Annotated in this window: 17 protein-coding genes and 1 pseudogene; 7 read left to right on the top strand and 11 right to left on the bottom strand. The window is 55.4% G+C overall.

Annotated elements, in window-relative coordinates; translation table 11 throughout:
- A partial coding sequence (locus tag GSQ86_RS03310; protein WP_158748543.1) for a hypothetical protein occupies nt 1–728 on the bottom strand: 728 nt, incomplete at its 3' end.
- Between the two features lie 139 nt (nt 729–867).
- Here GSQ86_RS03310 and GSQ86_RS03305 point away from each other — a divergent pair.
- Together GSQ86_RS03305 and GSQ86_RS03300 are read left to right on the top strand one after the other, a co-directional pair.
- Entirely contained in the window at nt 868–1,164 is a 297-nt protein-coding gene (locus GSQ86_RS03305) for a DUF503 domain-containing protein (RefSeq protein WP_158748542.1), read from the top strand.
- A gap of 121 nt (nt 1,165–1,285) precedes the next feature.
- Nucleotides 1,286–1,834, top strand: coding sequence for a DUF882 domain-containing protein (locus tag GSQ86_RS03300; protein WP_158748541.1), 549 nt, complete (start codon nt 1,286–1,288; stop codon nt 1,832–1,834).
- 1 nt (nt 1,835) lies between these two features.
- On the opposite strand, the gene GSQ86_RS03295 is transcribed toward GSQ86_RS03300, so the two are convergent.
- Entirely contained in the window at nt 1,836–3,428 is a 1,593-nt protein-coding gene (locus GSQ86_RS03295; protein WP_216840993.1) for a murein L,D-transpeptidase, read from the bottom strand.
- Between the two features lie 249 nt (nt 3,429–3,677).
- Complete coding sequence (locus GSQ86_RS03290; RefSeq protein WP_158748539.1) at nt 3,678–5,531, bottom strand: hypothetical protein; 1,854 nt, start codon at nt 5,529–5,531, stop codon at nt 3,678–3,680.
- Nucleotides 5,532–5,898: 367 nt separating this feature from the next.
- Here GSQ86_RS03290 and GSQ86_RS03285 point away from each other — a divergent pair, with 367 nt between their 5' ends.
- Both GSQ86_RS03285 and GSQ86_RS03280 read left to right on the top strand, forming a co-directional pair.
- Nucleotides 5,899–7,722, top strand: a complete 1,824-nt coding sequence (locus GSQ86_RS03285; RefSeq protein ID WP_158748538.1) for an ABC transporter ATP-binding protein — start codon at nt 5,899–5,901, stop codon at nt 7,720–7,722.
- Between the two features lie 11 nt (nt 7,723–7,733).
- Nucleotides 7,734–12,224, top strand: coding sequence for a glucoamylase family protein (locus GSQ86_RS03280; RefSeq protein WP_158748537.1), 4,491 nt, complete (start codon nt 7,734–7,736; stop codon nt 12,222–12,224).
- Nucleotides 12,225–12,303: 79 nt separating this feature from the next.
- On the opposite strand, the gene GSQ86_RS03275 is transcribed toward GSQ86_RS03280, so the two are convergent.
- From GSQ86_RS03275 to agaR, 5 genes are all read right to left on the bottom strand, one after another.
- Nucleotides 12,304–13,344, bottom strand: coding sequence for an amidohydrolase family protein (locus tag GSQ86_RS03275; protein WP_158748536.1), 1,041 nt, complete (start codon nt 13,342–13,344; stop codon nt 12,304–12,306).
- A gap of 3 nt (nt 13,345–13,347) precedes the next feature.
- Nucleotides 13,348–13,491 carry a hypothetical protein gene (locus tag GSQ86_RS03270; protein ID WP_158748535.1) on the bottom strand — a complete coding sequence of 48 codons (144 nt, stop codon included), beginning with the start codon at nt 13,489–13,491 and terminating at the stop codon, nt 13,348–13,350.
- Complete coding sequence (locus tag GSQ86_RS03265; protein ID WP_158748534.1) at nt 13,488–15,005, bottom strand: sodium:solute symporter; 1,518 nt, start codon at nt 15,003–15,005, stop codon at nt 13,488–13,490. Before GSQ86_RS03265 ends, GSQ86_RS03270 begins: the two co-directional genes overlap by 4 nt.
- A complete protein-coding gene (locus GSQ86_RS03260) occupies nt 15,002–15,958 on the bottom strand; it encodes a carbohydrate kinase family protein (protein ID WP_158748533.1) in 957 nt (318 codons plus the stop codon). Before GSQ86_RS03260 ends, GSQ86_RS03265 begins: the two co-directional genes overlap by 4 nt.
- A gap of 121 nt (nt 15,959–16,079) precedes the next feature.
- The gene (gene agaR / locus GSQ86_RS03255; protein WP_158748545.1) at nt 16,080–16,841 is read right to left on the bottom strand and encodes a transcriptional repressor AgaR; all 762 of its coding nucleotides are present in this window, start codon (nt 16,839–16,841) and stop codon (nt 16,080–16,082) included.
- A gap of 840 nt (nt 16,842–17,681) precedes the next feature.
- Between agaR and GSQ86_RS03250 the strand changes: the two genes are divergently transcribed.
- Nucleotides 17,682–18,881 (top strand): SIS domain-containing protein, encoded by a 1,200-nt coding sequence (locus GSQ86_RS03250; protein WP_158748532.1) that lies wholly within the window; start codon nt 17,682–17,684, stop codon nt 18,879–18,881.
- The gene (locus GSQ86_RS03245; protein ID WP_158748531.1) at nt 18,878–20,896 is read left to right on the top strand and encodes an enterotoxin; all 2,019 of its coding nucleotides are present in this window, start codon (nt 18,878–18,880) and stop codon (nt 20,894–20,896) included. Before GSQ86_RS03250 ends, GSQ86_RS03245 begins: the two co-directional genes overlap by 4 nt.
- 94 nt (nt 20,897–20,990) lie before the next feature.
- On the opposite strand, the gene GSQ86_RS03240 is transcribed toward GSQ86_RS03245, so the two are convergent.
- Both GSQ86_RS03240 and nuoI read right to left on the bottom strand, forming a co-directional pair.
- Nucleotides 20,991–21,221, bottom strand: coding sequence for a hypothetical protein (locus tag GSQ86_RS03240; protein ID WP_158748530.1), 231 nt, complete (start codon nt 21,219–21,221; stop codon nt 20,991–20,993).
- 252 nt (nt 21,222–21,473) lie between these two features.
- Nucleotides 21,474–22,001: an NADH-quinone oxidoreductase subunit NuoI gene (nuoI, locus tag GSQ86_RS03235; RefSeq protein WP_256366814.1), complete on the bottom strand. Its 528-nt coding sequence runs from the start codon at nt 21,999–22,001 to the stop codon at nt 21,474–21,476.
- Between the two features lie 52 nt (nt 22,002–22,053).
- Between nuoI and GSQ86_RS03230 the strand changes: the two genes are divergently transcribed.
- Nucleotides 22,054–22,539 carry a molybdopterin-dependent oxidoreductase gene (locus tag GSQ86_RS03230; RefSeq protein WP_158748529.1) on the top strand — a complete coding sequence of 162 codons (486 nt, stop codon included), beginning with the start codon at nt 22,054–22,056 and terminating at the stop codon, nt 22,537–22,539.
- Between the two features lie 4 nt (nt 22,540–22,543).
- Here the strand turns inward: GSQ86_RS03230 and GSQ86_RS03225 are convergent.
- A pseudogene (locus GSQ86_RS03225) lies at nt 22,544–23,850 on the bottom strand (DUF3943 domain-containing protein); the annotation flags it as partial.

The raw sequence follows: 23,850 nt of genomic DNA, 5'->3' as shown, positions 1-23,850 counted from the left end.
GCCCTGTGAAGGAAAAACAAAGAACTAACCCTTGACACCAGTGACCTGCTCATAGAAACGCGCTGCTTCACGTCCCCCCAATAGAACCAGAAGTCATGCAGTTGCACGGTGGTTTCAACTGCGTCCGGCAAGTGGTTGTAGCGATTCACCAGAATGCGGACTGGAGTCTTATTCCATGTAAATGCGACCACAGTGTGATCGGTAGAGCGCAAAGTCTCAGGCTCTTCATAATGAAGCTCGCCCGCCTGCAACGCCGTCAGCAGAAGCCGCAAAGGACTAAGCGAGAACAACCGCTGCGTATCGTCAATATCCCCCAGCGAACATGGCGCGTCTCCCTGCGCCGTGTGATAAACGCCGCCGGAAGGCGTGGCAATAAGAGTGCTTTCTATCTCCGACTGGTGAGGATCGGATTCAGGCCAGGTGAGATGTGCTTCCGTGCGAACGCGGCTGCCCGCAAAATCGATCGTACTCTTGCTGCGTTTGTAGGCAGTGATGAACGGGTCCTGACGGTACGATTGCTCCGTGAGCGCTTTGTGCGAAACGATCTCGAGTTGCATGCTGTGAACAGACCGTAACTTCTGCTCACCACCCATCGCATCCAGAACCTGCACAATACATTGCTTCGGCGTGGAGCCCTCACATCCGGGAGTTTCCATCGCTCTGGTATAGGAAAGGCAGCAAAGTGAAAATAGAAAGACACTGCCAACTGCTTTCAGCTGACGAAACATTCGTTACTGGCTCCTTGAGTCTTGCTCCATCAGCTTAGGCTGAGATATCCAACGAACAAGGCCACATAGGACAGGAGGCCACAACTTTGCGTCAGGCCGTTCACCAAACAATATGAAGCACATCTGGTAGCGTGACCACATGGCTGTAGCCGCTCTCACACTTGAACTCCGTATTGAAAATGCCCACTCCCTCAAGGACCGGCGTCAGGTCGTGCGCAGCCTGAAAGAAAAGCTTAAGCATGGATTCAACATCTCGGTAGCCGAACTGGATGAAGCCGTCACCTGGCAATCGGCGACCATCGGTGTTGCCGCCGTCTCCCGCTCACGCGATTACCTCGCCGGATTGATGAAGCAGGTGGAAGACGCTGCCGTCCGCATTTCAAATGACCTGGGAGCACAGGTATCGGATTCCTGGTGGGGGTATCTGGAGGAATAGAGTGGCCCCGATCACCATTTTGGGACACGTTCCAATGCAGGCATCCGTAAGCTATTGAAAATACTAGTAATCGAAATCGAATTTGCAAATGCCCATTTATAATGAGCAAAGGTTTTGTCTTATGCGATTTCAGAAAATTCTTTTAAGCGGAGCTCTAGCTGCGCTTGCTCTGCTTGCCGGTTCTTCCGCGCGTGCTGCTAGTGGAGATACACCAACCAGCGCCGAACAGTACCGCCTTCGCCTGTACCATCTGCACACTGGCCAGCACATCGATGTTGTCTACCGTGTTGGTGATCATTACCTGCCTGACGGCGTGGCCCAACTCGATCAGTTTCTGCGCGATCACCGCACTGGCGACGAAAAAGATTACGACGTGAAAGAATTCGATCTCTTGCACGACCTCATGGCGCGGCTCGGCCATCCGAATGGCGAAATCGACATCGTTTGCGGCTACCGCACGCCCTGGAGCAATAACTGGCTGCGTGAACATGGGCACGGAGTCGCCCTGCACAGCCAGCATATGGAAGCTAAAGCCATCGATATCCGCATTCCCGGCGTGCCCACTGCACAGGTCCGTGACGCGGCGCTCGCCATGCAGCGCGGCGGAGTCGGCTATTACGCCTCATCTGATTTTGTCCACGTTGATGTGGGTCGGGTCCGCCGCTGGTAGATCATCCTGGATACGGCTGGCCCTTGGCCAGCACCTCTTCCAGTTTCTGATCGTATCCATAGATGTCGTTAAAGAAGTGCACCGAGCCATCCTCTTCCACCACCGCAGTCACATACAGGATCAGCACCGGAACCGGCGTCGTAAGGTTCACCTGCTGGTTGTCCGGACCTGACTGCATGGCTTCCTGCACCTTGTCCAGCGTCCACGGCGGCTGATTACGCAGCAGGTAAGCGGCCAGTTCCGCGGGTTTCTCCACGCGAACGCATCCGTGGCTGAAATCGCGTCGTGACTGTGAAAAGAGCTGCGGAGCGGGCGTGCTGTGCAGGTAGACGCTGTACTCATTGGGAAAGAGGAATTTCACCAGCCCAAGCGAATTCTTCGGACCGGGCTTTTGCCGGACCGTTAACTTTCCGGCACGCAATTGCGCTAAAACATCATCGCCAACCGCGCCGTCTGTAATGACTTTCCCGCTGAAATCTGTGACTTCGAAATTCTTTTTGCTGATGTAGCTCCGGTCTTTGGTGATTCCGGGAATGATCTCTGCACGCAGAATCGAAGTTGGAACATTCCAGTAAGGCCGGAAGACGATGTATTTCATGTCCTTCGCAAAGATGGGGGTCTGTGTGCGAAGAGCCTTGCCGACCACGACATTCATCTCCAGCGCAACCTTCTGATTGGGACCAAAAGCACGCAAAATGAATTCGGGAATATTGGCTACGACCGGAGGCTGAGGAAATTGAGGCGGCAGCCACCGCCAGCGCTCCAGTGCATCCTGTAACTGACGAATACGGGTGGCGAGTGGCGTATTGATCTGCCTGATGGTGGCCTTATCAACCTTGCCGGTGACCGCCAGACCGTGGCGAGACTGAAAAGTCTTGACGCCTTCTACCAGAGCGCCCGAATAAGTCGGTGCATTCGCATCGACTACCGTGTCAGGATGAAGATCGCCAAAGAGCCGCAGACGTTGCGTAAGCTGGCTGACTCCGGGATAAGTATCTCCGGGAGCGATCGTCTTCGTGACATCGGGCACGATTGGCCCGTCGCCTTGGGCGGCAAGCTGCTGGTAGCGGTGCAGGGCGTCTTCCGTGTGCTTATAGCCATTGTATGGCGGTTCCACGCCATCGAGAACGGCCTGGACGTTGATTGCAGGGACAACCTTCGTGCTCACAAACTGGGGAAGATCGTACTTATTCTGTTCGATATCGATGCCGAAATTGAAATGCCTGGGATTCACCCGGCCGATATGCAGATCGGAAATATATCGCATGGCGCCCACCGTAAGCGCCGCGTCGAACCTCGCCAGTGTGTCCGGTGTGACAGAAGTGTTCAAAGCTTGCAGACGCTCCGACCAGCGCGACGCATCATAGTCGTCCGGATTCAGTCCCTTCTGCTGGCTGGCCTCTAGCGCCTGGATCACAGCCATTGCCTGCGGAGTAGGCTTGCCGTCATGCAGCCACACCGGAGCAAAGTTCGACGCGTCATAGATGTGCTGAAAATGCAGCCGATAATCAGAAAAGTGAGGCCAGTGCAGATCGGCCAGCTTTCCGCTTGCTGCGATCTCGCGCAAGCGCGCAGATACCGCGCCTGCATCCACGGAAGTGCTCTGTTGTTGCGCTGGCAGTGTACTCGCGGTTTGCGAATTGCAACCGCAAACAAACACCCAGAGACAAAGGACTACCAGGCCAAGATAACCCCGACGAGCAGATAGACGCATGGATCATTAAACCATTGAATACTGCTGGTTATTGAAAATTGATTGCGGCGATGGCAAGTTTCTCTACCACGCCTCGAAATCAAAAAGGGCATCCTGTGCGGAGGCCCTTTTGTTTAGTTTACGTATCGATTACGGCATGTAATAACGGAACGATGTCTCGAAGACATTGTCGTTACCCTTCGGAGTGCCGCCTACACCAGACCAGCCATAGCGCTCAAAGTAGCTGTACTGGATGCCCTGACGGAAGCGACCCCTATCGCCCTTGTAAAAGTCATACCAGTAACCCAGGGTAAATTCCTGAACATCCTTGCTTGGGCTTCCGCAGTTCGCCGGAGCGGTGGGCTGGTAGCCAACCTGCGGCGCAGTTCCAGGAGCCAGTTCGATCCCGCATCCGCTGTCCTTGATGAATGGCGAGCCATAACCAACCGTGCCATTCTGCGTGGGGAAGTAGGTACGGGAAGCATAGTCGCCGCCGTAATTGAAGTAGACGTCGAGACGCGGCGAAGCATGAAAGACCGCCGTGCTCAGAGCCGAGAAGCCATGCAACAAGGCCAACTGGCCGTCAGGACGAATGGTCATATCCGGCAGCTGTGTTCCTCCGTATCTGTTCACACCATCGCCCCAGAGTCCGCTGAGGCCCAAATCGAAGTATTTGGTAGCAGGGACATAAGCGCTGCCGCCGATGCCGCCGCCAACCGTTGCATCGTTATATGCTCCGGTTCCCGTTGGAACTGTTGTGGAGGTGGCATCCGGGTAGACGCGGTTGCGGAAGAAACGAGTAACACCGAAGACCTCATAGTGCCCAAAGCCCGGCTTCTCGTAAACAACCTTGGCAAAGAGATCCGGCGCCAGGTTGTAGGAATAGGTCGTAAGCGGCGAAGAAGAGGTTGCGCCCGGACCGCCGGCCCCGTTGTAGAGACCGCCGCCGGTACCAGTCGAACCAATGAGGTAGTTATTCGCGCAGGCAAGGGCGGACCCCGAAGAAGTCGTTCCGGTAGCCTGGCAGCTTGGAGTCAGAGACTGCGGATTTTCAACCGAGATACCAGCCCAGAGACCATTGTGGAAATTCTTCACGATGCGCGCGCCATACTGACGTTCCCATACGAAACCTGCGTTATACGCGGGATCAATGGTTTGCGGTAGTAATTCCGTGCGATTCACGATACCTGTCCTGTTTTGTGTTGCCAGGGACCACTGCTGACCGGCAGTGAATATCCAGCCGCTCTGCGATTCAGCCTGAGCCCACAATTGACGCTGACGCAGCACATAACTGTTGCTCTCGTTATTATTCGAGGTCACGCCAGTGCCGAGCCAATCCATTTCGTAGTAGCCGCGCAGTGTCCAGTCGGTGAGCTTGCCTTCTGCCAGCAATGCCAGGCGCGATTGGCGGCCCGAACCAAAGAACTCGCTCATAGCGGCGTTATCCGAGCCCTCCAATGGAATCGCGCTGAACGGAGTGTTGATGTCCGAACCAGTGGCGCGATTGCGATAGACGGTCGCAGCTTCAATAAAGCTGCCGGTCGGCGAAAGGGTAATACCCTTGAAGTGCAAAACGTCAGGATGCTCGATCTGCTTCTTCACCTGCGCCTGCTGATCCTGCACGGTGCTCACAATAGATTGAGAATTGGTTTTAAGATCGGCCACCGAGCTTTGCAGCGAGTTGACTGCCTGTGTGTTGTCCGTAACGGCAGCCTGTTGCGACTGGGCTGCCTGCTGCGCCTGAACAGCGGCCGCCTGCGCCTGCGACGCGGCCGTTTGTGCCTGCTGTAGTTGCGCGTCACGGTCGGAAAGCTGCTGCTTCAATGACTGGATCTGGGAATTCATTTCCTGTCGAAGCGATTCAATCTGCGACTCCACCGACGGCTTCGCCGGAACGGCTTTCTTCGTCCGGTGAGCCTTCGTGGTGGTGGCGGTCTGTGCATGTCCGGCAACCAGTGCCGATGCCAGCACAAGCCCTGCCAGCGCTTTCAATTGCATGTTCATTTGGCCTCTCATGTACTACGGGTTCCTTCGTGACAACGATCAAACGAGTCTGGGTCGAGCGAATTCAGTCGCCAGGAGGCATACACACCTGGACTCAAGCCGCCGGATGCGGGGGCGCTGTGCCAAGGCTTGAGAATTCGGCTAAATCCGTTTACAAGCTTCCCAAGCCAGTGTTAAAAACGTGCGAATATACCGTGAATAGCCCGCTAAAACCCGTGCCGACAGGTGGGAAACCTGCTGGCAAAACCCGGGATGACTCACGCTAAACAACGTCTGCACAGCGGTTTGCATCAGAGTTGTATACTTCGTCTCTCACGTTGCCATTCACCTCTGCTGAGAGCTACGGGATGAGGCAGGTACCTGACCCATGAACCAGAGCCAGAACCAAAGCCCACAAAATGCGTGGGGCGACCGTATTCGTGCGCTGAAAAATGTCCCCCCAGTCCTCAAGATTCTTTGGAAATCAGGACCGGTAGTCGTCACTTGGGGCTTGATTCTGCGCGTCATCGTGGCGTTTATGCCATGGGCAATTGCCAGGGTCGCCGCATCGATCATCAATGGTGTCGAACATGTTCTTCGTCACCAGGGCTTGCCGTCTCATTTCTGGTGGATCGTAGGCCTTGAAGTCGGACTTGCTGTTCTGACCGGCCTCCTCACGCGCATGATCGACTATTTTGACTCTCTGCTCGCCGATCGCTACACGCACCACGTGAGCATTGAGGTCATGCGCCAGGCAGCGCAACTCGATCTGACGACGTACGAAGATCCTGTCTTTTACGATCGGCTGGAACGTGCCCGCGTGCAGGCCACGGATCGATTAGTGCTGATTCAGCAGATGGGCCGCCTCTATCAGCAGATCATTACGACTTTGATCTTCACCGGAACCCTGCTTTACTACTCGCCGTGGTTGATGGTGTTGCTGGCTCTGGGCGTAATCCCGTCGTTTCTTGGTGAAACGCACTTCGCCTTCCTTGGATACGCGAAGAATTTTCGACAGACTCCAGCCAAGCGCCAGATGGACTATCTGCGCCAGATAGGCGGCAGCAAGGAAGCCGCGAAAGAGCTGAAGCTCTTTAATCTGAATGAATACCTGACGAACCGCTTCGCCGCGCTCTCCGAACATATATATAACGAAAACGTCGCGCTCTCTCGCAAGAAGCTGATTGGCGGCGGCCTGCTTGGCATTCTCGGTACGCTCGGCTACTACGGCTCCTACGCATATGTGATCTGGCGGGCTGTGCACGGCTTCTACAACATCGGCACGTTCTACTTCATCACCAATGCGATTGTGCAGGCGAGTTCGAACCTGCAGCAGGTATTCTCCACCGCCTCCGGCATCGCCGATCAGGCTTTGTTCCTCACGGACCTGATTGCGTTCTTCGAAATGAAGGCGACAGTACAGTCGAAGCCCAATGCCCTTCCCGCACCACGTCCGATTCGAAAGGGTTTTGAGTTTCGCAACGTCTCGTTCACCTATCCCGGCACGGAACGGAGGGTGCTCAAGGAGTTCAACTTCACATTGCATCCGGGTGAACGTATCGCTCTCATCGGCGAAAACGGACAGGGCAAGACCACCGTAGTTAAGCTCATCACCCGTCTTTACGATCCGAGCGAGGGAGAAATTCTCCTTGATGGCGTGGATCTGCGCGAGTACTCGCTCGAAGACCTGCACAAGGAAATCGGCGTCATCTTTCAGGACTTCATGCGCTACGAAATGACCGCGCGTGAGAATATCTCGATTGGCCGCGTAGAAATTCCGCACACGGAAGCGGAGATCGAAAGCGCGGCGCAAAAAAGCCTCGCAGCAGGTGTTGTCAGCAAGCTGCAGCATGGCTACGACCAGGTCCTCGGCCGCCGGTTTGAGGGCGGCGTCGACCTGTCCGGTGGAGAATGGCAAAAGGTTGCGCTTGCGCGCGCTTATCTGCGCGACGCACAACTACTGATTCTCGACGAGCCGACAGCGGCGCTCGATGCAAAGAGCGAACTCGAAGTCTTCGAACGTTTTGCAGAATTAACTGAAAACAAAATGGCTCTGCTTATTTCGCATCGCTTTTCCACTGTGCGCATGGCCGATCGTATCGTCGTGCTCGAAGGCGGAAGACTGGTGGAAGAAGGCAATCACCAGCAGCTGATGGCACTCGGCGGACGCTACGCCGAAATGTTCGAAATGCAGGCAGCAAGTTACCGGTAACGGAAAGACTCATGGCAGATCAGTCCCCTATTGAAGTTCCATCCACGGAAGAAGAACAGCCTATCGCTGTCGAGCCGCTCCAGGTCGCTGCGCGCGCGGCTGCTTCCGAATGGCAGGTAAACCACCAGCCCGGCGGTAAAGGCAGCTTTGCCACACGCGTTGAGGCTGCGCGAGAAGCTCTCGATCTTCTTTCCGCGGAAGTAGACGCAATTGACCCGAAGTCAACGGAAGATGCCGACCCGCTGTTGGAAATACGAGAGAATCCACGTCTGCTGCGAGGAGTGCTTCTGGAAGCGGCATCCATTCGCCGTAAGGCGCAGCGCCTGCCGCGCATTATTTCCAATCAGGAAGAAGAACCACGTGCTTCAGCGCTTTCCGCGGCCTATCTGGACGCCGCCGATTCCCGCTGGTCGCCGGAAGCATTTTTAGCCTTTACCGAAGCAGCGCAGAAAGTCGATCCTTTGGAACTGGAAGAGCTATGGGCTATTCCAACCATGCTCAAATTCCTGCTGCTCGAGTGGATTCTCACACAGTCAAGTGCGCGCCTGCATTCGCCTGGTTCTACCGCAGCGGGATCGGCAGACATTCTGCGTCTGCGCATTAAGAGTGTGCGCGATATCGGATACGCGGACTGGGCCACCATTCTGCAGCAACTTATATCGTTTGAGCCGATCCTGCAGCAGGATCCGGCGCGCACCTACGACCGAATGGATTTTGAAAGCCGCCAACAATATCGTAAGGCAGTCGCAGATATTGCTCGCTACTCCGAGGGAACTGAATCGCAAGTCGCCGCTGCCGCACTCGACATGGCGCGAGCTGCCGAGCAGCATCCTACGGCGGACGTGCGCCTGCACATGCGCCGCATCCATATCGGCTACTACCTCATCGATAAGGGCTTTCCCGCTCTGGCAAGGCGCGTTGGCTACCGCCCTCGATGGATTGACCGTCTGCGGCTTGCGATTCAGCACAACGCCGATGATTTTTACATCGGATCCATCGAAGTTCTCACGGTCCTGTTGATCGCAGTGATCCTGCTGCCGCTGGTTCCAAATTACGCAATCTTCGGCGGCCTTGCTGTAGCTTTCATTCTTATGCTGCTCCCGGTAACACAGGGTGCGGTTGACCTCGTGAACAACACGGTCACATCGCTCTACAAAGCTCGTGCGCTGCCAAAGCTTGATTTCAGCGATGGTATTCCTCGGGAATATTCAACGCTTGTAGTTGTGCCGACTTTACTCGCGAATGAAAAGCAGACACGCGAGCTGGTGCAGGAACTCGAAGTACGCTACCTCGCGAACCCTGATCCGAATCTCCACTTTGTATTACTCACCGATCTTCCAGATTCGATCACGCGGCCACGCGAAAACGACACCGATCCCCTCGTTGATCTCGCAATACAGCTCATCAATACGCTCAATAAGCGTTACGCTTCCGCAAAGGGTGGGACTTTCTTCCTGCTCCACCGCCACCGCATCTTCAATGCGAGGCAGGGCGTGTGGATGGGCTGGGAGCGCAAGCGCGGAAAGCTTCTCGATCTGAACAAGCTGTTGGTCGGCGTATTCGATGCTTTTCCAGTCAAAGTTGGCAATCTGGACATATTGAAGCGCGTGCAATACATCATCACGCTCGATTCCGACACGCAACTGCCGCGTGGCTCGGCCAACGCCATGGTCGGAGCAATGGCGCATCCTCTCAACCGAGCCATCATTGACCCTGAAAAGCGAATCGTCACCGACGGCTACGGCATTCTGCAGCCGCGCGTTGGAGTCAGTGTGCATTCAGCGTCGCGCTCGCGCCTGGCATCCATTTATTCCGGGCAGACCGGCTTCGATATTTACACGCGAGCCATCTCTGACACATATCAGGATCTTTACGGCGAAGGTATCTTCACCGGCAAAGGCATTTATGAAGCGACCACGCTGCACTCCGTTCTCGATCGTCGCTTCCCGCGCAATTCCCTGCTGAGCCATGACCTCATCGAAGGCGCATACGCGCGCGCCGGCCTGGCAACGGATATCGAAGTCATCGACGATTACCCATCGCACTACTCGGCATACACCCGCCGCAAACATCGCTGGGTGCGCGGCGATTGGCAGATTGTGCAGTGGCTTCTCGCACGTGTGCCGGACGAGTCCGGGCGATACGTTCGTAATCCCATTTCGACGATTTCGCGCTGGAAGATTTTTGATAATCTGCGCCGCTCCCTGGTAGACCCTCTCACCATGGCTCTGCTCGTGGCTGGCTGGCTCGGGCTGCCCGGCGGCCCGCTCTACTGGACGCTCACTACGCTGCTCCTGATGTTCCTGCCGACGTTCGTTCAGTTGCTCTTCAGCGTGGGACGTGCTCTATCAAGCGAGCAGCAGGGCGCCATGCGCGAAGCAGTCACCGGTTTTCTGCAGGGCGCGTTTATCACGCTGCTCAATCTCACTTTTCTGCCGCATCAAACGATGCTGTCGATCGACGCCATCGTTCGCTCGCTGGTGCGCCGCTTCATCACTGGCCAGCGTCTGCTTGAATGGGAAACAGCAGCCGAAGCGGAAAGCTCTACAGGCCGCACTACGCCGGTAGACCGCTACCTCGCCATCACTCCGATCTTTGCAATTATTCTCGCCGTCATCATTCTCGCCATCGATCCAAAATCCCTTCTGGTGGCTACGCCCGTTCTGGTCTTGTGGGGATTCTCCGGCGGCATCACTCTCTGGCTCAATCACGCCCCGCGCGATCAGCGGCAGAAGCTCACAACCGATGAAGATACGTTCCTGCGGCAGCACGCATTACGCATCTGGCGCTACTTCTATCAGTTCGGCGGTAAGACGCACAACTATCTCATTCCCGACAACGTGGAAGAAGAAGGTCTCTTTGAAGCGGCGCGTGTTTCGCCCACGAACCTCGGGCTTCTCCTCAACGCACGCCAGGCGGCATGTGAGTTCGGCTTCCTTACGATGCCGGAATTTGCAACTCTCACCCACTCCAGCTTCGCTACCATGGCGCGGCTTGAGAAGGCCCGCGGCCACCTCTATAACTGGTACAACACACATACCTTGGAACCCCTCAAGCCCATCACGGTTTCTTCGGTCGATAGCGGAAATCTCGCAGCTTCGCTTTACACGCTGCGAATGGGTCCGCTGTTTTTGTTGAAAGAGCCTCTGATTTCGCGTCGGCTCTTTGACGGCCTGCAGGTCAATTGGCAACTCTTGAAGTTACATATACCCTCGCTTAACAAGAAGACCTCCTTCTCTCCGCCGCCCTCCGGAAGTTCCTTTGACATCTGGATTGCATGGCTACTCGAACATGAAAGCTCGTCCTTTACAGACGAGACGCTGGAGGGGGAAGCAGCATGGTGGGCCGCCGAGGTGAAGCAGCGCATTTCAGCAATTACCGACCTTCTGCGCAACTACATGCCGTGGCTTCTGCCGGAATTTGCGCCGCTGCGGGATATCGCACAGCTCAACATGCGTGATGAGGTCCTGTACCCAGCTCTGGAATCCGCCGTAGATTTTGCCACTCAGTTGGATCAGCGGCTGGCTAGGGCATGGGCGACACGCGAGAACGACGCGAACGTTGTTCTTGGCGAAAAGCTCCGTTCGCTGTTGCCGCAGGCGCGGGAAAAATTGCTCCAGCTCACAAAGAGCTTGAACGCCGTATCGGAAGAAGCCTATCGCCTCGTAGATGAAATGGACTTCACCTTTCTCTTGCAGAAGGGTCGTATGCTGCTTTCGATCGGTTATGAAGTGGAGCCTAAAAAATTGCACGCTGCATGCTATGACCTGCTTGCTTCCGAGGCTCGCATTGCCGCCTTCGTGGCCATTGCCAAGGGAGACGTGCCGCAGCAGCTATGGTTCAAGCTTGGCCGCACTCACACGATGGCCTTCGGCCGCTCTGTGTTGATCTCGTGGACCGGCACCATGTTCGAATACCTGATGCCTTCTCTGTGGATGCGCAGCTATCCAGACACTCTGGTATCGCGTACCCTCGCGGCACACGTACAGATACAGCGTGCCTTCGCACGTGAAAACCGCATCCTCTGGGGCATCTCGGAATCCGGCTATGCCCAGACGGATGATGCCGGGCACTATCATTATCAAGCGTTCGGCATCCCTCAAATCGCGCTCAAGTGGGACGCCACTGCTGGTCCGGTCGTCTCACCCTACTCGACACTTCTCGCACTAGGAGTCGATTCAGTCGAAGCTCTTCGCAATTTGCGCCGCATGGCAGCGAACGGCTGGGTCGGCGCCTACGGCTTCTATGAGGCGATCGACTATACGCAATCGAAACGCGAGCCACAGCTTGTGCGTGAATGGATGGCGCATCACCAAGGTATGGCTCTGCTCGCATTACTGAATCTGCTGGATGACGATAAGGCGCAGCAATGGTTCCACGCCAACCCTCAGTTGCAGGCCACGGAATTATTGCTGCACGAAAAGCCGATGAGCGAAGCGGCATTGCGCGCCGAATATAAGCAATATGAACCCCGGCACGTGAAAATCAAGAAAGCGAGCTGACCAGATCAGCTGCAAGTAAAAAGAGCTGTCATCCTGAAGTTGTACGTCTCAGGATGACAGCTCTTTTTACTTTGGTTCCCTATCGCAGCAGCTGAAGTGCGTTTTCCCTATAGACTTTGCGAAGCACGTCGTCCGGAAGGTACAGCCCATAAATATTCCACCGCCCCTGGCGCGAAGCGTGCGATGGATATTCAAAATACTCATCCGCTGTTTCCAGAAACCGGAAATAAAGTCGGTACATCGATTCTTCAGGCAATAAATCCGATCCAAAGAGAATGCGATCCGCAAACCGCAGGAACAGCTCCCGCGCCGCATATGGTTGCCGCCCCAGTTCAGAAGCGCGCGCGCTGATATCGATGTAGAGATTCGGATGCGTCTCCAGCAGTTTCGTCACGCGCGCAAGATTCTCGCCGCTCTCAGCCACGTGCGCCGCAACGAATGTTGTCTTTGGGTGCCGTGCAATCACGCTGTCGCGCTGATCGAGCAATTGTGGCTTCGAATAATGCGATCCGTAAAATCCCCAGTCCGGATGCGCTGCCAATTCCTCGTATCGCTCATTCTGCGCATCGATAGGCAGAAAGAACGCGTCCGGGTCGGCAGTATGGAACATTACCGGAATCCGAAGCTCTCCAGCCTTATCGAAGATAGGTGCGAGCCGCTCGTCATCCACGCGCAATAAATCTCCGTTCACATCGCGCACGCCCAGCCCAAGATCTTTCCAGAACTTGATCCCTTGCGCACCACGCTCGACCAGCTTTTCCAGCCGTTCCAGCGTCCGCTGCACGAAATCAGGATGCGTCACATCCGACCAGTCCATCCAGCCAATAGTGGTAAACCGGTCAGACGCGGAATGAAACTTATCGATCATCCGAAGCGCCTCATCGCCGGTCTTCATCGTGATATTGACGACCTTCTCGATTCCGCACGCGTCCATAATCCGCAGCACATCCCGCGGATCAAGCGCGTCGAGATGATTGTGATAATCGATGACTGAAAAGCGTGCCTTCTCGATCGAATGTTCTTCGCTCACCACCATCGACTTCGGCTGAAAGTCGCTGAGCGGAAGATCGACCTTCGCCTTCGCAGTCACCATGGCAACAAATTTATCGTCGGTGCTCATCGCTCACTTCTCTCTATTTGCCTTGAGGCCTGCGAACATCGCGCGCAGATCCTGAAATCCCTTCACGGCTACAATCAGCGTGATAACCGCAAAAGCCACGCTCGCAAGCACCAGCCATACCGCCCAGAAATCGAGCCACGCGTTCATCGGCTTTCTCCGTTGGCAATCGCCATCTCGCCCGTTGCCGTCCTCGACTTCCGCCCAAACAACGACCCCGCCAGCAATCCAAGCGCAGCCAGTCCGAATGAGGCAAAACCGGCAAAGCTCTCACTCTTATGCAGGAAGAAGAACGGAATAATCGCGCCTGCTGCTCCCAGCAGCATCGCGCAGTATCCGCCGGTGAGATTGGCTCGCTTCCAATACAGTCCGCCAATCACGCACACAAACGCGCCGGCAAGGAAGATCGTGCCCGTAATATTCAGATACAGATACACCGCGCCCGGCGGCGTATAGAGCAATCCCCAGAAGATAAGGAACACGCCCACGGCAAAGTTACAGATGCGATTGATGAGCAATTGCGTCGAATCCAGCAGCGGAGGGCGCCCCATCTGCTTTCTCAAAGGTCCAACAATATCCTGCGAGATCACCGCGCTCCATCCGAGCAAGTACGAGCTGTTTACCGACATCGTTGCCGCCAGCATGCCCGCTACAACAATGCCGCGAATCCCCGGTCCCAGCAGCATCGAAAGCATCGCCGGCATGGCATCGATCGGCGCAAGCGCATGACCATGAATGATCGGCTCAGGCACACCGCCAACCAACGCTCCATGCCCCAGCAAGGCCAGCGCTGCAATTCCCCACAACATCGGCAGCATGCCGCGACCGAGGAAAATAAAACCCGTCCACGTCATCACGCGCTTTGAAATCTCAGGGCTCTTGGTCGAAAACATGCGCATTGCCGTTGTCTGCCAGCAGGTATGGATCGCAAGCCACAGCAGCAGCTGCCAGATGAGAAAACTCCATCCAAATTTTGGGGCCGTGATCGGATTGAACCCGCTGCTGCCCATCACCGTCTCGACCTTCGATACCATCGTGTGCCATCCCGCAAAATGAATGGCATAAATCGTAATAATGATGGTTGCAATCGAAAGCAGAACATATTGCAGGTAGTCCGTAATCACGATCGAGATCATGCCGCCGACCGTGGTATACACCAGCTCCAGCAGCAGAATCGCGATCATCGTAGCCACCAGGTATTTCTGGTTCATGCCGCTGATCACGGTCAGGAATTCGCCCTCCACCTTGAGGAAGACGCCCATGTTCAAAATGCCGCCCAGCGCCACCAGGATGCCGGTAACAATGCGCAATCCGCGGCTGTACTTCACCTCGAAATATTCCGGAACGGTCATCAGCCGCAGCTCGCGCAATCTGCTGATCACAAAGCCCGTCCGGCCCACAAATATCATCGCGATGCCGGAGATAAGCGCGGCGGCAAAAGCAGCGAAGCCATAGCGATACCCAAGCTCGCTGTTGTACATGAAGGTGATGGTGCCGATCTCCGTCGCCGCCAGCGTCGCAATGCCGATATACGTGCCTAGCTCCCGGCCCGCTACAAGAAAGTGCGCCGTGTTGCCCACATATCTGCGTCCCAGCAGGCCAATCAGCATCGAGACGGCGAGATAAACAACAACGATGATCCAATCGATAGGAGCAAAGTTCATCGCGCGCCTGCTTCGACTGTGGCCACAGGAAATTGATTCTCTTTCAAGAATGAGCTCACAAGCTCGCGGTCTCGAAACGCCTCGGTACCACCCGAGCGCAGCGTAGAAAGCGCTCCCGTGACATTGCCTGCGCGCGCACAAACGTCCAGAGGCAGCCCACGTAGCCATGCCGATAAAAATCCGGCGTTGTAGCTGTCGCCCGCGCCAATTGTATCTACCGGAGTTACATTTACCGGAGCGGCCTCAATCTTCTTCCCGCCCTGAAGCACAAAGGATCCGCGCGCCCCGCATTTCACCGCCACGCAAGGAACCCGCGCGGAAAGCACTTCCAGCGCATCCTCGATTGTCTCTTTATGCGCGATGCGGCAGAGTTCCGCCTCGTTCGGCAACAGCACATCAATCAAGCCAAGCAGCTCGTCGAGCACCCCGCCCCACTGGTCATCAGGATCGTCATTTGTATCCAACGAAATCGTAAGACCGGCCCGCTTCAATTCACGAAACAGGTTTGGCAGATCGGGCGCCAAACCCCGCTGCAAGAACAGCGAAGACAAATGAAAGTGCCGTGATGATTTCAGATACTCAAGATCGAGATCCGCGGCTGTCATCTCGCTCATCGTGCCCAGATAGGTAAGAATGTGCCGCTCCTTGCCATGGGGCAGCAGCACGGTCACTCCCGTCGGCTTCGCTGAATCGAAAGTTGCATGCGTCACGTCCGCTCCGCTCTCTTTCAATCGCTCCAGCGCCACCTTGCCTAAATCATCGGTGCCTGCGCGGGTCACGAATCCAACTTTCGCACCGAGCACGGCAAGGTTATGTGCCAGAATCGCCGACGAGCTGCCTAGCGTCGCCTCAAACCCTGAGGCCAGCAGCTCTCGTTCCACCGGCATTTCCTGCGGCAGACCATAGAGGATCAGGTCCAGATTTATTTCGCCTGCAATGGTGATATCAAACATTCAGTGGTCACTGGGAAGAAAGGATGTACAGGCATTTCCTCACAAAAGGAAAGTAAAAGTCAATAAAAGATTGAAAGCGAAACAAAATACTTTTTAAGTTTCAATAACCTCCTGGATAGCTTCAGACCAGGATGACTTCAATATCGTGCCCGCGCAGCACTTCCACATCCGTCTCGGCCAACGCTTTATCCGTAACAATGCAGTGCACGCTAGCCGGCGGAACAATCCGCGAAAGACTCCGCCGATGAAACTTTGTCGAGTCGCAAACGACAACCACCCGTTTCGCCGCCTTCACCATGGCGCGATTCACGCGCGATTCCAGAACGTTCGGCGTCGTCAACCCAATCTCCAGATCAAACCCATCCACACCAAGAAACAGAATGTCGGCGTGCATCTCTTCAAGCACATCCTCAGCTAGCGGACCCACCAGCGAGAATGAATTCTTACGTAGCGTGCCGCCAGTCAGAATCACGTCGAAGTCCGTACCGGCAAGATCAGCGGCAATGTTGATGGCATTCGTAATCACCGTGAGATGCCCAAAGCGGCGCAGTGCCTGGGCAACGACCGTCGTCGTCGTGCCCGAATCAAGCATGACGCATTGGCCTTCCTGCACCAGTTTCGCAGCCGCGTTAGCAATGCGCTGCTTCTCGTGTGAGTGCTGGCGCATCTTCTCCTGCAGCGACGGATCGAACATCGCGCCGGCCGACAACGGCAGCGCGCCACCATGCGTGCGCTGCACCAGCCCCTTGGATTGCAGGTAGTCGAGGTCTTTGCGTATCGTGATCTGCGAGATGCCCAGGTTTTCTGACAGCTCGTTCACCAGCACGCGGCCATGGCTCTGTACCAGCCCGAGAATATGCTGACGCCGTTCCTCGATCAGCATCGAATCCTGCTCAATATGTTTTGATTTGCGCGGCACAGTTTTTTCCTTACGTTTCCAGGAAATCCATCAAGTGTCTGATTGTATGCGATGCGTAGTGAAGGTAGAAACCCTCATCTTCGTACTTTTGGCGCTTTATCGGAAAGTTCCTTGAATCGCGTTCGTCATTGTCTTCGACCATGTATATGCCGCCAACACATTGAAGCCTTTGGCCCCCTGCGGGGTAATCTTGGCCTGCATGTAATCGTAACGCGACCATCCATTACAAGGACTTTGTTCCGCCCGTCATAAATCTTCGGAATGAAAATCGGGCCGCCAATCGTTCCGCCGCCGTCATATCGCGCGCCATCGCGTCTACCTGCACGTTGAAGTCGCCGATAGCATCGGGCTCGGTGCGCCTTCCGCCGGATCGAACGTGCCCATCGAAACGCCATCAAAGATAAATCTCATTGTAAAAATACTGGCCAACATTGATCGAGCCGGTAAATGTGTCGCCGCTTGTCCGAGGCAGGCTGTCAAAATGAACCATTGCCCGTCATCTGGGTTTTATCTGATATTCCGAAATATATCGAACAATACCCATTTCACAAAAAAAGAAAGAAAGAAATAGTTAAAAAGAATCAAGTACCTTCGTCAAGGCCGATCGGATTGTCTTACCCGTTTGACTTAAATTCCCTTATTTTGTGCAATTTATAAGGGCTTTTTGCATCCAAAGACTATGGATTCCCCTAAGCAAGCCTTAAATTATTAAGCATATTTTTATTCTGTCGATTTATTTCACTTGATTACGCTTATGAATCGGTGTAATACAATCAAGTGCCAATTATGGAAGGAGCTACTCCCTTGCAGGACGCACTCTCTGCGCTGCTTATTCTGCCTGATTCCGAGAAAACCGCTCGCGGTCTTACCGACACGCCGCATGAAATTCAACAGCAACCGGAAACCTGGCGCGGCACCCTCCGCCGTCTTGATGCCGCCGCTGACCGTATCCGTGAATTTCTTCAGGATTGCGGTGTTGCTCCCGGGTCTCAAACTCCGCCAAATGTGATACTTGCAGGAGCTGGAACTTCTGACTACATCGGCCGCACGTTGACCCGTCTGCTGTCTTTGAAGTGGCGCACGAACGTAGCCGCCATCCCCAGCACCGAGCTGTTGACGAACCTCGACGATCACATCCTGGCAGAAAAACAGTACCTTTTGGTCTCCTTTTCGCGCTCCGGAGAGAGTTCTGAGGGCATCGCGCTCCTCCAGCTCGCCCTCGATCGCTATCCGAAACAAATCCGTCATCTCCTCATCACCTGCAACGAATCCGGATCGATGGCGAAATTTCCCGGGATTTTCACCATCACGCTCGACGATGTGGTCAACGATCGCGGCCTCGCCATGACCAGTTCGTTCTCAAATATGGTGCTGACAGGCCAATATCTGGCTTCCATCCATGACACGGGCGAGTACGAAGCTGCTGTCCGGAAAATGGCCGCAATCGGCGACGTCCTGCTGCCGGTGGCAGCAAATATGGCAGCAGAACTGGCCCCAAAGGCGTTCCAGCGAGTCTGCCTTTTGGGCACAGGTGCATTGCAGGCCACGGCACAGGAATCGTCCCTGAAAGTGCTTGAACTCAACGGCGGCAAACTTCCCACGCTTGCAGAATCCTTTTTAGGCCTGCGTCATGGCCCCATGTCGTTCCTTAATAAGGAGACCCTGGTCATAGCGTTTCTTTCCAATGATGAAGATCGCCTGCCCTACGAATTGGACCTTCTCGAAGAAATTCGAGAGAAAAAGCTCGCCGGCGAAATCCTCGTCGTGGCTCCCCGCCTCAACGACCGCATTCAAAAGCTGACAAAATATCTGCTCACGCTGGACACGCCAAGACGTTTTCCCGACGCGTATCTGCCGGTGGTCGATATCATCGTCGGCCAGCTTCTTGCGCTCTTTTTTGCCATCGAGAATGGCATCACGCCGGATACGCCCAGCGACGGAGCCATCAGCCGCGTCGTCTCGCACGTAAAAATCTATTCTCCTGCCGGAAGGACGGAAAAATGACAGAAGTGAAAAAAGCGCGCAAAGCTCCTTTGCGCGCCTCTGCCGCCCTGTTTGTCTTTGCTTCATTTGGCTTTTTCACTGCCCATGCACAGGACGCCGGCAAAGCCGTCGCCTCCGTTCACGGCAGCAGTTATAAGCTTGCCGATCACGTCATCGACGCAGCCTGGAAAATTGAAGATGGCAAGCTTGCCGACCTCACCGTCTCAGAAAAGCTGCACAATACCACCGTCCAGTTTTCCGATCCCTTTGCCATCCTGCTCAAGGACGGCACCATCTACAACGCAGCCAACCTGCGCGTAGACGGCGAGCCGAAGATGACCGAGCTCACGCCGGATCCAAACGCCTCCCGCTACTCCGACCGCCTGCCCGGCGAACAATGCACGCTCGCCCTGACCAGCGTCGATGGCAACCTGCACGCCACCTGGATAGTGGTCCTGCGCGATGGATCGAGCTATGTGCGCCAGTTTCTCTCCATCACCGCGGGCGCAAACGATCTGCCCATCAATCGCGTTCAGCTCGTCGATGTCGATCTGCCCGGCGCGCGTATTGTCGGCTCCGTCAAAGGCTCGCCCATCGTCTCCGGAAATATCTATATCGGCTTCGAACATCCGCTCTCCGACAGCAAAGTAGTTGAAAATCGCGCCACCGCTTACATGGACCGCGATCTCCCTCTCAAAGCGGGCCAGTCTGTCACCTATTCGTCCGTTATCGGAACCACGCACACTGGCCAGCTCCGCCGCGACTTCCTCACTTACATCGAGCGCGAGCGCGCCCATCCCTATCGCACTTTCCTGCACTACAACTCCTGGTACGACCTCGGCTACTTCAACGCCTATGACCAGACAGGCGTGCTCGATCGCATCAACACCTTCGGACATGAGCTGCACGAGAAGCGCGGCGTCACCCTCGACTCATTCCTCTTCGACGACGGCTGGGACAATCATGCCTCGCTGTGGAGCTTTAACAAGGGCTTCCCTGAAGGATTCACTCCGGTGCGCGAAGCCGCAAACAAATACGGCGCAGCGCCCGGTATATGGATGTCTCCATGGGGCGGCTACGACGGCCCCAAAAAAGAGCGCGTACAGCTCGGCAAAGAAGCAGGCTATGAGATCGTCGATGGCGGCTTCGCACTCTCCGGACCCAAGTATTACGCGCGTTTCCGCGATATCGCTCTTGAGATGATCCGCAAATACGGCGTCAATCAATTCAAGTTCGATGGAACCGGCAACGCAAACTCCGTCTTCCGCGGCAGCGCCTTCGACAGCGACTTCTCCGCAGCCATTCATCTCATCGGTGAGCTGCGCGAAGCCAAGCCGGACATCTATATCAATCTCACCACCGGCACCTACCCCTCACCCTTCTGGCTTCTGTACGCCGACTCCATCTGGCGCGGCGGTGAAGATGACAGCTTCGCCGGCGTCGGCTCCTATCGCGAGCGCTGGATCACCTACCGCGACGCCGACACCTACGACGAGATCGTAAAAGGTGGACCGCTCTATCCCCTTAATTCGCTCATGTTGCACGGCATCATCTATGCGCAGCGCCACAAGCAGCTGTCAAAGGATCCCGGCAACGATTTCCGCAACGAGGTACGCGACTATTTCGGCAACGGGACGCAGTTGCAGGAGATGTACATCACTCCTTCATTGCTCTCTGGGCAGAACTGGGACGATCTCGCCGAAGCCGCAAAGTGGTCTCGCTCCAACATGGACGTGTTGAAAGACACGCACTGGGTCGGCGGCGATCCCGCATGGCTCGAAGTCTATGGCTGGGCCTCATGGTCACCCAGGAAAGGCATTCTCGTACTGCGCAATCCGAGCGACAAGCCCCAAAGCATTCGGGTTGACCTGCAGAGCGCCTTCGAATTGCCACCAGGAGCCTCGCAGTCTTATGACGCGAAAAGCCCATGGAAAGACGACGCTTCGAAACCAGCGATCGAACTGCGCGCAAAGAGTCCGCACGAGTTTCAGCTGGCGCCGTTTGAAGTGCTGACGCTCGACGTCACACCCCGCTAAACAGATACTCCAACAAAAAAGCGCGGCTTCTAAGCCGCGCTTTTACCTGTTCTGTGTCGAGTATGCGCCACTCTAAGGCAACAGAATCTGTTTCTCAGTCTAGAAGTTCCTTCACTCCCTGAACCATCGCTTCGGGATTGAAGTCGCTGTGAATAATTTCGTCCGGGCAACTGCTTTCTTTCGAAACTCGATAATTACAAACAAATGCAATCTTCTGCTCAGGATGCCTGTGCTTGACCTCTTCGCAGAGCTTCTCAGCCTGCGGCACGCGACCGTCTCCCTCAACGTCAACCAGAATCAGATCAAACGTCTTGCCGGCGCACATATCTTCGCCTTCAATGATCGAAAGGGTGAAACGACTTCGTAACCTTGCATACGAAGAATGCTGTCCCGCAGCTCGCGAATCAACTCGCGAGCGCAAATATGCAGAACGACAGGTTTTGTGGAGGTCACGTCGCGTAGCATACCAGAGTCACAATCTGACCGGGCGAGATATTTTGGCTACAAATGAGCCTACTCAGCATATGTGCGCCTGAACAAGGTCTTTCAGGTAAGCATCGTTGCCGGTTGCCGCTGCTTATTTGATCGAATCGGAGTGGGCAGCCAGTTCACCCGGCATCCCAACGGACGGTACCAGCATGTCTTCTTTGCGCATGACAAGGTTGGTCGCGTTCAGGCTGGCCAGCTCAAATCCATGCCCGTGCGTAATGGCATCCGTTGGGCAGGCCTCGACACAATAGCCGCAGAAAATGCAGCGGTTGTAATCGATGTTATAGACCTTGGCATAGCGCTCAGAACTGGAGATGCGATTTTCCGCTGTGTTCTCAGCCGCCTCGATGTAAATGCAATTCGAAGGACAGGCCGCTGCACACAGAAAGCAGGCTACGCACTTTTCCAGGCCGTTCTCATCACGCTGCAGCACATGAGCACCGCGAAAACGCTCCTGCAGCACTGCGCCGCGTGTCGGACCGGGACCGTCCGGATAGTTCTCAACCTCGGTCGGCTGAAACATCTCCTTGAACGTAATGCTCATTCCCTTGCTGATGGCCGCGATGTTGCGCACGATGGACATGCTTCTAGTATACGAGGACTTGGCGTCCTGCAACAGTCTTGACCGTCTTTGTATGATGGAGAGCAAAGTTGTGTGGAGGATGCACTTGCAAATACCCGCTCGTTTCTTATTTCTCGTCTGTCTTTTTGCTGGTATCGCATTACAGGCACAAACATCGCTGAAAATACAGAACGGCAGCCAGCAGACAACCGTCTCAATCGACGCCCTGAAGCCTCTTCCACACAAGACAGTCACGGTCCACAATCCGCATACCAACGCCGACGAAACCTACTCCGGCGTGCCTCTGATCGAATTGCTGAAGCAAGTCGGCGCTCCTACCGGACACGACGTACACGGAAAAGCACTCTCCGAATACATCATCGCCACCGGCTCCGACAACTACAAAGCTGTGCTCGCACTGGCCGAAGCGGAACCGGATCTCCATCCCGGCGACATCCTCGTAGCCGACACCATGAATGGCAATCCGCTCGACGCGAAATCAGGACCCTTCAAACTGGTTGTCACTGAAGACAAGCGGCCTGCCAGATCAGTGCATAATCTGGTTTCCATCGAATTGAAAACAGCAGAGTAAATATTCAGAAGCTGAACACTGGACCAATCTGGTACCCCCAGCTTCCGCGATTCACGAAATCTTCGTGCGAAAGCCACGTAAGATACGGAGGCTTGCCGATGCCCGGAACCTCCGAGCATTCCGTTCCCTGAATCAGCCACCTGAGCGGATACGGCGTTCCAATTCCCGACGCGTCATAGCAAGCGTGCCGATAGCGTACGATCGTCTCTTCCACCCCGGCCCGAATGGCCACATTGCGGCTTAATTTGTAATCGCCCGCAAGCATAAAGTTCCAGGCAAAATGCGTAATCGTGCCCGTTTCAGGATTTGGATTGTTCTCGTCCGGGCTTGTCATATAAGCATCGTTAAACTGCAAAAATCCCGGACGAATCGAAAGATTCAACGCGTAATTTGGCGTGTTCACGCCTCCGCGAAATCCAAAATAGCCAGTAACAAGATCGCCCCCGGCGCGGTCAGATGGATGCGGACTCGCCCCCGGATAGCGGCTCACCTCCGTATCCGCATAGAGCCAACGCCACAGATGCGCCGAGACCTGGGCGCCACCTCCGTTGACCATGCGTTTGCAATAGGTGCAGTCGGCGGTCGTCACCGTAGTCGAATATCCACGGAAGAACGGCGCAATTTGTATGTGCGGCCATGGACGATCGCCATCGGTGGCGTAGTCGCCCGTTGCGTCGTCCAGCTTGGTGAAGTGAATGCCGGGTCCGTCGCCATAAACAGGATAGTTATAGTCGCGATACCAGGGATTGCGGCCACGCAGCATGTTGGCAAAGGTACGTGAGGGGTTGAGCGAGCCGCGAATGATCTTCGGATACCAGGCATTGGGCCCGGCGTGTTCGGCAATGCGGTCGCTGATGTCCTTGTCGATAAAATCTTCCGCGAAGACCCACAACATGCCCACGCTGGGCGTCACGATGAAATCGACCCATCCAGTATTGTTGGTGTACTTGCCGCTCGGCGGATCCGTCGTCGTATTGCAATGCAGAATGCACTTGACGTCGTACGTGTAGCCGCCCTCGTTGCCTATCCCGGCTTCGCCAAACGGCGATATCTCCGAATGCGTGCTGTAGAGAGTCGTCCAGAGCAGCGCTCGCCAGCGTGAATCCCAGTAGCCCGGCTCATTCCAACGAATGCGCGACTGCGTGGGTGAGTTTTGGATCTCGATGAATGCGCCCACGCCGCCCTGCAATGGGTGGCCTACATAATTCACCAGAAAGTCGTCGCCATCGTTCCAGCGCCGCATGTTGAACTGCTTCACCGAGGCAACCCAGTCGTGCCAGAAAGGCTTGTTCGCCGTCAATGCTCGCAGGG

Source organism: Acidobacterium sp. S8 (assembly GCF_009765985.1).
Classification (GTDB): Bacteria; Acidobacteriota; Terriglobia; order Terriglobales; family Acidobacteriaceae; genus Alloacidobacterium.
Note: the sequence above shows the minus strand (reverse complement) of the source record. Positions and strands in the feature narration are given on the sequence as shown.

Bases quoted from the DNA above. Each gene is read 5' to 3' on its own strand.
- agaR (WP_158748545.1), bottom strand. From the start codon at position 16,841: ATGCTGATCGAGGAACGGCGTCAGCATATTCTCGGGCTGGTACAGAGC.
- GSQ86_RS03240 (WP_158748530.1), bottom strand. From the start codon at position 21,221: ATGTGCGCCGGCAAGACGTTTGATCTGATTCTGGTTGACGTTGAGGGA.
- GSQ86_RS03270 (WP_158748535.1), bottom strand. From the start codon at position 13,491: ATGAACGCGTGGCTCGATTTCTGGGCGGTATGGCTGGTGCTTGCGAGC.
- GSQ86_RS03300 (WP_158748541.1), top strand. From the start codon at position 1,286: ATGCGATTTCAGAAAATTCTTTTAAGCGGAGCTCTAGCTGCGCTTGCT.
- GSQ86_RS03290 (WP_158748539.1), bottom strand. From the start codon at position 5,531: ATGAACATGCAATTGAAAGCGCTGGCAGGGCTTGTGCTGGCATCGGCA.
- GSQ86_RS03305 (WP_158748542.1), top strand. From the start codon at position 868: ATGGCTGTAGCCGCTCTCACACTTGAACTCCGTATTGAAAATGCCCAC.
- GSQ86_RS03265 (WP_158748534.1), bottom strand. From the start codon at position 15,005: ATGAACTTTGCTCCTATCGATTGGATCATCGTTGTTGTTTATCTCGCC.
- GSQ86_RS03245 (WP_158748531.1), top strand. From the start codon at position 18,878: ATGACAGAAGTGAAAAAAGCGCGCAAAGCTCCTTTGCGCGCCTCTGCC.
- GSQ86_RS03260 (WP_158748533.1), bottom strand. From the start codon at position 15,958: ATGTTTGATATCACCATTGCAGGCGAAATAAATCTGGACCTGATCCTC.
- GSQ86_RS03275 (WP_158748536.1), bottom strand. From the start codon at position 13,344: ATGAGCACCGACGATAAATTTGTTGCCATGGTGACTGCGAAGGCGAAG.
- GSQ86_RS03280 (WP_158748537.1), top strand. From the start codon at position 7,734: ATGGCAGATCAGTCCCCTATTGAAGTTCCATCCACGGAAGAAGAACAG.
- GSQ86_RS03285 (WP_158748538.1), top strand. From the start codon at position 5,899: ATGAACCAGAGCCAGAACCAAAGCCCACAAAATGCGTGGGGCGACCGT.